The organism is Actinomadura roseirufa, assembly GCF_900659635.1.
Lineage (GTDB): Bacteria > Actinomycetota > Actinomycetes > Streptosporangiales > Streptosporangiaceae > Spirillospora > Spirillospora roseirufa.
In genome coordinates this window covers 19,175-28,606 of record NZ_CAACVB010000095.1, presented here as the reverse complement: position 1 = coordinate 28,606, position 9,432 = coordinate 19,175, and the positions used below count along the sequence as shown (strand labels likewise).

Here is a 9,432-nt window from a genome sequence, read left to right as displayed (position 1 = left end):
GGCCGGGAACCGGCCGGCGAGCGGGCCCCGGGCGGCCTGCCGCGCCGGATCCTCGGCTGGGCGCCGCTCGCCGTGACGGCCTGCCTGCTGCTCGTCGTGGGGATCCTCGCCGGGGGACTGATGTTCGGCGAGCGCGACGGCGGCGGGGCGTCGCCCGCGCCGCCCGCCGCGACGTCCACGGTCCCGGGGGCGCGGCCGAACCCGGCCACGAGCCCGGGGGAGCGGATCGCCGCCGAGAATCCCAAGTCCAAGATCAAGGGCATCGTGGTGCTGCACCGCAAGATGTGGGGCACCCAGGTCGAGCTGTACCTGGCGGGCGTGCCCAAGGGGTCCCGGTGCCGGCTGCTGGTCGTCGCCCGGGACGGCCGCCGGGACATGCTGGGCAGCTGGTCGGTGCCCTATGACAAGGGCTACGGCGCCTACGGCGGGTCCACGATGTTCCAGCGGGGGCAGCTGTTCTCCTTCGAGGTCATGACGCTGGAGGGGCAGCCGCTGCTGACGATCCCGACCTGACGATCCCGACCCGACGCGGCCCGCCACCGGTCTCGCGGCGTGACCGGCCGGCGCCGGCCCGGAAGAATCCGAGGCCGGAGGGGGTTGTCGCCGTCGTGGAAGGTGCATTGATCGCGGTGGCGGTGCTGGTCGCGGCCACGGTGTTCGGCCTGGCGCGGCGGCGCCGCGACGGCGTCCTGCGCGCGCGGGAAGGGGACGGGACGATGGCCGAGGCCCTCGGAGCGGACGACATCGGGGCCGAGCTCGGCGACCGGGCGACGCTGGTGCAGTTCTCCAGCGCGTTCTGCGCGCCCTGCCGGGCGACGCGGCGCGTCCTCGGGGAGGTCGCCGCGATGGTGGACGGCGTCGCGCACGTGGAGATCGACGCCGAGGCGCATCTGGACCTCGTCCGCCGGCTCGACGTGATACGGACCCCGACCGTGCTGGTTTTGGACAGCGCCGGGCGCGTCGTCCGGCGTGCCACGGGGGCGCCCAGGAAGGCCGATGTGATCGCCGCGCTGGGCGGTGCGGTGAGCTGAACCGGTACACCTGACCTGCGGGAAGACGAATGTCACTGTCTCGCAAGGCGAGACGGATGTGACACGGCGTGGATTGTCGGCTTACCATCGTGTCCGTGCGTTACTGGACAGAGCAGATGCTCACGAAGCGCCGCGCGGTCGACTTCTGCCGCGTGGCCGCCTCGCTCTGTCGCACGTCCTGAGGCATCGAGCCGAAACTCCGGCCGCACCCAGCCCTGAGACCCTTTCCGGGACCCCATCGATGGCGTCCGCCGCGCCGGGCGGACAAGGATCGAAACGAACGCACGCCTCCTCTTCCAGGAGCACCCTGATGCAGGTCGATCCGCGGGGACCGCGCTTCGCGGCGGCGGTCACGACGGTCGTACTGATGGTGGTCCTGGTGACCGGAAGCTGGGCGGTGCTCGCCGCGCAGGCCGCCGTGTTCGCGTCCGCGACCGTCCTCGGCCTCCGGTACGCCCCGTACGGCCTGGTCTTCCGAGCGCTGATCCGTCCGCGGCTCGGCCCTCCGGGGGAACTGGAGGACGAGGCCCCGCCCCGGTTCGCCCAGGGCGTCGGACTCGTCTTCGCCCTCGTGGGGACGGCCGGGTACGGGACGGGGATCACCTGGCTCGGCATCGGTGCCACCGCCCTCGCGCTGGCGGCGGCGTTCCTGAACGCGGTGTTCGGGTTCTGCCTCGGCTGCGAAATGTACCTGCTCTACCGACGTATCACCGCGAAGATTCGCTCCAACAGGGAGGTTCCCGCATGAGCCGCTCCGACGTCCTGGTGGACGCCGACTGGGTGGAGTCCAACCTGGACTCCCCCGGCCTCGTTCTCGTCGAGGTCGACGAGGACGTGTCCGCCTACGACAAGGGCCACATCCGTGGCGCGGTCAAGATCGACTGGAAGACGGAGCTGCAGGACCCGGTCCGCCGCGACTTCGTCGACAAGACCGGCTTCGAGCAGCTGCTGTCGACCAAGGGCATCGCCAACGACGACCTGGTGATCCTCTACGGCGGCAACAACAACTGGTTCGCGGCGTACGCGTACTGGTACTTCAAGCTGTACGGCCACGAGAAGGTCCAGCTGCTCGACGGCGGCCGCAAGAAGTGGGAGCTGGACTCCCGCGAGCTGGTGACCGACGTCCCGACCCGTCCGGCCACCGAGTACAAGGCCCAGGAGCAGGACCTCGCCATCCGTGCCTTCCGCGACGAGGTCGTGGACGCGATCGGCACCAAGGGCCTGATCGACGTCCGCTCGCCGGACGAGTTCAGCGGCAAGCTGCTCGCCCCGGCGCACCTGCCGCAGGAGCAGGCGCAGCGGGCCGGTCACGTGCCGACCGCGCGCAGCATCCCGTGGTCGAAGGCGGCCAACGACGACGGCACGTTCCGGTCCGACGAGGAGCTTCGCGAGATCTACACCGAGGCCGGTGTGGACCTGAGCAAGCCGATCATCGCCTACTGCCGCATCGGTGAGCGCTCGTCGCACACCTGGTTCGCGCTGCGCGAGCTGCTCGGCCTGCCGGACGTGAAGAACTACGACGGCTCCTGGACCGAGTACGGCTCGCTCGTCGGCGTGCCGATCGAGCTGGGCGAGCCCAAGTAGCCCGAGCCCCATACCCGCCCGTCCCCCGGGGGCGGGCATCCGCCGGCCCGGCGGAACGACCCTTCCGTGTGCACGGAGATGGAGGAGAAATGACCCAGGGCTGCGCAGCGCCCGCGCAGACGGCGCACCTTCCGGCGACCGTCGACCTGAACAACGAGGCCGTCATCCAGGGCACCGTCACGCGTGACGGCGCCCCCGTGTCCAGCGCCTACGCCCGCCTGCTCGACTCGACCGGTGAGTTCACCGCCGAGGTCGTCACGGGCGACGAGGGGGTGTTCCGGTTCTTCGCCGCCGACGGTGACTGGACCGTGCGCGTCCTCGCGGCGGGCGGTGTGAGCGTCGACAACGCCGTCACGGCCAAGACGGGCGAAGTCGCCGCCGTCCAGGTCGCGATCTGAGTCGAAGCCTTCGCGGGCTCTTCACCGGACCCCGTCGCCCCGCGTCCGCGGGACGGCGGGGTCCGGTGCGTCCGGGCCCGGAGGTACGGCCCCGGCGCGCCCTAGACTGTGCGGGCGTCGCACGCTACCGAGGAGGATGCCGTGCCGGGCCGACACGCAGCGTCCGAGCCGCCGCGGGCCCCCTCGCGGGCCCCGTCGCGGCGGGGCCGGCGTTCCCTCCGGATCGCCCTGCTGATCCCGCCGGTCGCGGTCATCCTGACGATCGCCGCCGTGGCGCTCGGCCTCCTCCTCGGACGGCGTGGCCCGGACGAGGACGCCGCCGCCCGCACCGCCCGCGGCACCGCGGGAGGACGGTCCGCCGGAGGATCCGCCACCGCCCCTTCCCCCTCGGACTCTTCTCCCCCCGTCCCTTCCCCTTCCCGGACCTCGCGTTCCGCCGCGGAGATCGCGGCGGCGAGGGCGGCCCTCCAGGAGTGGCTGCGGGGCCTCGGCGACTCCGACGCCTCGATCTGCGACCGGCTGGCCACCGAGGAGTTCGTCCAGTCGCGGTTCGGTTCCCTGGACGGCTGCCACGAGCACGTGCGCAACGCGGCCCGGCACAACTCGGCCGAGGAGATGCGGGCGCTGCGGACGGCGACCGTCACGGGCGGCACCGTGGACGAGCGGGGGCGCTACGTCGTCCCGTTCGCGGACCTGCGGTGGACGAGCGGCCGGATGACCGTCGCGACCACCGAGGCGCAGCACACCCTGGACTGGGACGGCGACTCCTGGGTGCTCTCCTGAGCCCCTGTCAGGGGGACGACGGCCGCCACGCGACCTGACCCGGTGCGATGATCGTCTAGAGTCGGGGCGTTCCTCCAGGCGTCAGGAGATACGGGGTATGCGCGCAGCGGGACTCGCGGCCGGGGCCGGCGCCCTGGTCCTGGCCTCCCTTCTGGCGGCCGCGCCGGCGGTGTCGGCGACGCCGGGGGACCGGCCCTGGGCCGCCCCGACGACCACCCAGACGCACGGCGAGGGGTCGCCCAAGTCCTCACCCAGGACCACGCCGAAGTCATCGCCCAAGACCACGCCGAAGGCGACGACGACGAAGCCCAAGCCGACGGAGAAGCCCCAGGAGCCCCCGGCCCAGCCCAAGCCCCAGTGCAACAAGCTGACCGGGCAGCCCGCCTCGGCGATCACCATCGAGCCGTGGGCGCAGCGGCGGCTGGACTTCGAGCAGGCGTGGCGCATCACCCAGGGGCGGGGCGTCACCGTCGCGGTCGTCGACAGCGGCGTCGAGGCCGGCCATCCGCAGCTGCGCGGCCGGGTCGACGGGAGCTACGACGCGACGAACACGACCACGGCGGACTGCTTCGGGCACGGCACGGAGGTGGCCGGCATCATCGCCGGCGCCGACCTGCGCTCCAAGGGCGTGCCGTTCGTCGGCGTGGCGCCGCAGGCCAGGCTGCTCAACGCCAAGTTCACCAGCGGGCAGAGCAGCGACGACAACACCCTGCTGCCGCGCGCCATCACCTGGGCCGCCGAGCACGGCGCGAAGGTCATCAACGTCTCGGTGGACGCCCCCGACACCGCCGGGCTGCGCCGGGCGGTGCAGGCCGCGCAGCGGCGCGACGCGCTGATCGTCGCCTCCGCCGGGAACGTGCCCCAGGACCAGCGCGGCAAGGAGAGCGCCGCGTACCCGGCGAGCTACCCGGGGGTGCTGTCGGTCGCCGCCGTCGACCAGGCCGGGACGATCTCGAACTTCTCCAACCACCGGACGCGCATCGACGTGTCGGCGCCCGGCCAGGACGTCATCTCCACGCTCGGCGGCGGGTACACCGGCGGGCTGCAGGGCACGAGCTTCGGTGCCCCCTACGCCGCCGGGGTCGCCGCGCTCGTCCGGGCGAGCCATCCGAGGCTCACCTACCAGCAGGTCATCAACCGGATCCTCATCACCGCCGAGGGCGGCAACGGGCAGGGCAGCGGGCACGGCATGATCAGCCCGATGCAGGCGGTGTCGGCGGTGGTGAGCCCGGACGCCAGGCCCGACCAGGCGGGGCGGGGGCGGGTGCTCGGCGGCGCCGTCCCGATCGCCCGGCCGGAGCCGGTCGACCACCGCACCCGCGGCATCGGGCTCGCCGTCGCGGGCGGCGCGCTGCTGCTGGCGCTGCTGGTCGCGTTCGCCGGCGCGGTGATCCCGTTCGGCCGTGCCCGCGGCTGGAAGCCGGGACGCCTCGTCCCGCCCGCCGCGGGCGACGGCGACCGGGACTGAGCCCCGAGGACGCCGCGGAGCCCTGGGCCGCGGCCCAGGGCTCCGGACGGGGCGCTCGCGGCGCGGCGGGTCAGGACTCGCCGTGGAACGCGGTCTGGATGAGGCGCTTGCCCGCGCGGCGGTCGGAGTGCGTGCCCCGGCCGGGCGGCTGCGGCGACGGCCGGACGTCGAACAGGGTCCCCTCGTCCTTGTGGCCGGACATGATCAGCGCCGGGCTGGCCATGTCCTTGAGCCGCTGCATGATCGGGTCGAAGCTGGCGCGGCCCGCGCCGCCCATGGTGCGGGCGAGGACGAGGTGCATGCCGATGTCGCGGGCCTGCGGCAGCAGTTCGGCGAGCTGCGCGAGCGGGTTCCCCGACGGCGTCGCGACCAGGTCGTAGTCGTCCACGACGAGGAACAGCTCCGAGCCGCTCCACCAGGACCGGTTGCGCAGCTGCTCGGGCGTCAGGTCGGACGGCGGGAGCCGGTTCACGAGCGCGCCGTGGACGTCCTTCATCAGGCTCGCCGCCGCCGTCGAGGACGCCGCGTACCCGATGACGTGCTCGCTCTCGGCCGCGTCGAGCAGCGCCCGCCGGTAGTCGAGCATGATGACGCGAGCCTCGTCGGTGGTGTAGCGCTCCTTGACCGCGTCGACGACGAGGCGCAGCAGGTTGGACTTGCCGCACTCGTTGTCGCCGATGACGACGAAGTGCGGGTCGTTGTCGAAGTCGATCATGACCGGGGACAGGGTGTCCTCGTCGATGCCGATCGGGACGCGCTTGCCGGTCTCGGCCACCGCGGGCAGCGACGACAGCGGCAGCACGTCCGGCAGCATCCGCACCTGCGGCGCGGGCGGCCGCCCCTCCCAGCCCGCCCGCACCGTCTCCACCAGGCTCCGGACGCCCTCGGTGAGGTCCTGGGACGACGGCCGACCGTCGATGCGCGGCAGTGCGGCGAGGAAGTGCAGCCCCTCGCGGGTGATGCCGCGGCCCGGCCGCCCCTCGGGGACGTTCGCGGCGAGCTTGCGGTCCATCTCCGACTCGTACGGGTCGCCGAGCTTCAGCTCCAGCCGCGTCCCGAACAGGTCGCGGATCGTCAGCCGGAACTCCGACCACTTGTTGGTCGCGGCGATGACGTGGATGCCGTACCCCAGCCCGCGCGCCGCGAGGTCGGTGACCGTCGCCTCGACCGCCTCGAACTCCTGCCGGACGGTCAGCCAGCCGTCCACGACGAGGAACACGTCGCCGAAGCCGTCCCCGGGGACCTGCCCCTCGGCCCGCAGCTTGCGGTAGGTCGAGATGGAGTCGATGCCCCGCTCGGCGAAGAACCGCTCCCGCGACTCCAGCAGCCCCGACACCTCCGCGACGGTGCGGCGGACGCGATCGGGGTCCAGCCGGCTGGCGACGCCGCCGACGTGCGGCAGGCCGGCCAGCGACGCGAGCGAGCCGCCGCCGAAGTCCAGGCAGTAGAACTGCACCTCCTGCGGGGTGTGCATGAGCGCCAGCGACGTGATGACCGTCCGCAGCACGGTCGACTTGCCCGCCTGCGGGCTGCCCGCCACGCCGACGTGCCCGGCGGCACCGGACAGGTCCAGCCACATCGGGTCGCGGCGCTGGTCGAAGGGCCGGTCGACGATGCCCGCGAAGGCGTGCAGCCGGCCGCGCCCGTCCCAGTCGGCGGTGGTGAAGCCGTGCTCGGGGGTCGCCCGCAGGTTCGGCAGCACCTCGTCCAGCGTGCCCGGCGCCTCCAGCGGCGGCAGCCAGATCTGGTGCGGCGGCGGCCCCTGCCCGGCGAGCTGCCGGACGACCAGGTCGAACAGGCTGATCTGCGGCCCCTCGTCCTCGGCCGTGTCCCGCCGCTCCTCCGGCCGTTCCTGTACCCGCGGCGTCACGTACGCCGGGGTGAACGGGACGATCTGCGCGAGCTGCCGCGGCGCCTGCGGCGAGTCGGACGCCCCTTCCACCTCCGGCCGGTACGGGCCCGACACGTACGCCGCGCGGAACCGCGTCATCGTCTCGGTGCCGATCTTCAGGTAGCCGTTGCCGGGCGCCTGCGGCAGCTCGTAGGCGTCCGGCACGCCGAGGACGACCCGCGACTCCATCGCCGAGAACGTCCGCAGGCCGATCCGGTACGACAGGTGGGTGTCCAGGCCGCGCAGCTTGCCCTCCTCCAGGCGCTGCGAGGCGAGCAGCAGGTGCACGCCCAGCGACCGGCCCAGCCGCCCGATCATCACGAACAGCTCGGCGAAGTCGGGCTTGGCCGACAGCAGCTCGGAGAACTCGTCCAGCACGACGAACAGCGTCGGCATCGGCTTCAGCGCCGCGCCCTGCTCGCGGGCCTTCTCGTAGTCGCGCACCGAGGCGTAGTTCCCCGCCGCCCGCAGCCACTCCTGCCGCCGCACCATCTCCCCGTGCAGCGCGTCGTACATGCGGTCGACGAGGGGAAGCTCGTCCTCCAGGTTGGTGATGATGGCCGAGACGTGCTGCAGGCCGTCCATCCCGAGGAACGTCGCGCCGCCCTTGAAGTCGACGAGCACGAAGTTCAGCGTCTCGGACGAGTGCGTCATCGCCAGCCCCAGCACGAGCGTGCGCAGCAGTTCCGACTTGCCGGACCCGGTCGCGCCGATGCACAGCCCGTGCGGGCCGTACCCGCCCTGGGCGGCCTCCTTGATGTCCAGCTCGATCGGGCGGCCGTCGCCGTCCAGGCCGATCGGTACCCGCAGCCGGTTGCGCGGCGGCCGCGGCTGCCACGCGCGCGTCGTGTCGACCCGGGCCGGGTCGGGCACGCCGAGCAGCGCCGTCAGCGTCGTCGAGGCCGACAACGCGTCCATCTCGACACCGCCGGCCACCGCGCTGGCCCGCAGCGGCGCGAGCTGCCGGGCGAGGCCGTCGGCCTGCACGTAGCTGAAGTGGTCGGGGCGGCCGAGGGAGCTCGGCACGTCCTTGCCGGTGCGGTCGCGGCGCAGCATCGCCATCCGGTCGGCCGCCACCCGCAGCCGCAGCATCGTGGCGTCGGGCGTCGGCGCGACGTGCCCGGTCAGGTCGATGACGCAGACGCCCTCGATGCCGTCCGAGCCGAGCTGGGAGTCGGGCGTGACCGCGCCGCCGTCCACGATCACCACGTGGTAGGGCAGGTCGTTCTGCGACAGGCCCGGGGTGAACCGCGCGCGGTCCTTCACCTCGTTGCCGAACAGGTGCTCCAGCTCCACCAGGCTGCCCGCCATCAGCCGGACGGGGCCCGCCGCGTCCGTCACCGACGGGTGCATCGCGTGCGGCAGCCACTTCACCCAGTCCCAGTGCGGCATCGCCTCGGGCGAGGCGCACACGCTGACCCGGACGTCGTCGGGGGAGTGGAACGCCGTCAGCTGCGCGACCATCGACCGGACCATGCCGCGCACGGCGTCCTGGTCGCCCTCCGGCAGGATCCGCGAGAACGACGGCAGCGACACCGCCACCGGCAGGTTCGGTACCGTCGAGTGGGCGCGCACGAACCGGCGCAGCGCGCCCGCCGTCATCGGCTCCAGGTCCTCCACCGGCTTCGTCTCCGGCGGGATCAGCTGCACGGCGAGCTTCTGCGGGCCCGCCCCGATCCGCACGTTCCCGAAGTCGGGGTCGGCCGGGCGCCGCTCCCAGATCCGCGCGCTCATCACCAGCGACCACAGCGAGTCCGGGGCCGGGCTGTTCCACTCCAGCGACTCGCGCTGCTGCTCGGCGGCCCGCCGGACCTTGCGCCGCACCTGCGACAGGTACCGGAAGTAGTCGCGCCGCGCGCCGTTCAGCTTGAACTTGCGCTCGCCCATGCCGCGGCCGAGCTGCCCGATCATCATGCCGCCCATGGCGAGCGCCATGCCGCCGCTACTGATCATCATCATGGGGTTCTTGGTGCCGCCCCCCAGGAACATCAGCACCATCATCACCGGCATGACCGCCATCGGCACGTACATGAGCACGGCCTGCATGCCGCCGCTCTGCTGCTCGGGGATCTCGGGCGGGGATTCCAGCAGCAGCTCGCCCCTGGGGGAGGGGGGCGGCTTCCTGCGCTCCTTGCGCCGGACAAGGATCGTGCTCACCTGGGGTCCTCCGGGAGCTCGCTCTCCGCGGGACGGCCGTTCCGCCGCGTGAGGACGCGCGGGGCCCGCGGAGCAGGGGGGAAGAAGTCGATTAGCGTAGGCGGACGTCACATCCTAAGC

Annotated in this window: 9 protein-coding genes; 8 read left to right on the top strand and 1 reads right to left on the bottom strand. The window is 73.1% G+C overall.

Features of this window, described 5'->3' with window-relative positions; translation table 11 throughout:
- The 8 genes from E1291_RS42130 to E1291_RS20730 all read left to right on the top strand — a co-directional run.
- A partial coding sequence (locus E1291_RS42130; RefSeq protein WP_207400842.1) for a flagellar basal body-associated FliL family protein occupies positions 1-513 on the top strand: 513 nt, incomplete at its 5' end.
- A 203-nt stretch (positions 514-716) separates the two neighbouring features.
- A complete protein-coding gene (locus tag E1291_RS20755; RefSeq protein ID WP_207400845.1) occupies positions 717-1,031 on the top strand; it encodes a thioredoxin family protein in 315 nt (104 codons plus the stop codon).
- 116 nt (positions 1,032-1,147) lie between these two features.
- Complete coding sequence (locus tag E1291_RS45155; protein ID WP_370771011.1) at positions 1,148-1,213, top strand: putative leader peptide; 66 nt, start codon at positions 1,148-1,150, stop codon at positions 1,211-1,213.
- Positions 1,214-1,341: 128 nt separating this feature from the next.
- Positions 1,342-1,779, top strand: a complete 438-nt coding sequence (locus E1291_RS20750; protein ID WP_131739497.1) for a DUF4395 domain-containing protein — start codon at positions 1,342-1,344, stop codon at positions 1,777-1,779.
- Positions 1,776-2,615 (top strand): sulfurtransferase, encoded by an 840-nt coding sequence (locus E1291_RS20745; protein ID WP_131739496.1) that lies wholly within the window; start codon positions 1,776-1,778, stop codon positions 2,613-2,615. The genes E1291_RS20750 and E1291_RS20745 overlap by 4 nt, the downstream gene beginning before the upstream one ends.
- Positions 2,616-2,704: 89 nt before the next feature.
- Positions 2,705-3,013, top strand: a complete 309-nt coding sequence (locus E1291_RS20740; RefSeq protein WP_131739495.1) for a DUF1416 domain-containing protein — start codon at positions 2,705-2,707, stop codon at positions 3,011-3,013.
- Positions 3,014-3,154: 141 nt separating this feature from the next.
- On the top strand, positions 3,155-3,796 hold the full coding sequence (locus E1291_RS20735) for a hypothetical protein (protein WP_131739494.1): 642 nt from the start codon (positions 3,155-3,157) through the stop codon (positions 3,794-3,796).
- Between the two features lie 97 nt (positions 3,797-3,893).
- Positions 3,894-5,264, top strand: a complete 1,371-nt coding sequence (locus E1291_RS20730; RefSeq protein WP_131739493.1) for a S8 family peptidase — start codon at positions 3,894-3,896, stop codon at positions 5,262-5,264.
- Between the two features lie 70 nt (positions 5,265-5,334).
- Here the strand turns inward: E1291_RS20730 and eccCa are convergent, their stop codons facing one another.
- Positions 5,335-9,312 (bottom strand): type VII secretion protein EccCa, encoded by a 3,978-nt coding sequence (gene eccCa, locus E1291_RS20725; protein WP_131739492.1) that lies wholly within the window; start codon positions 9,310-9,312, stop codon positions 5,335-5,337.
- Between the last annotated feature and the right edge of the window lie 120 nt (positions 9,313-9,432).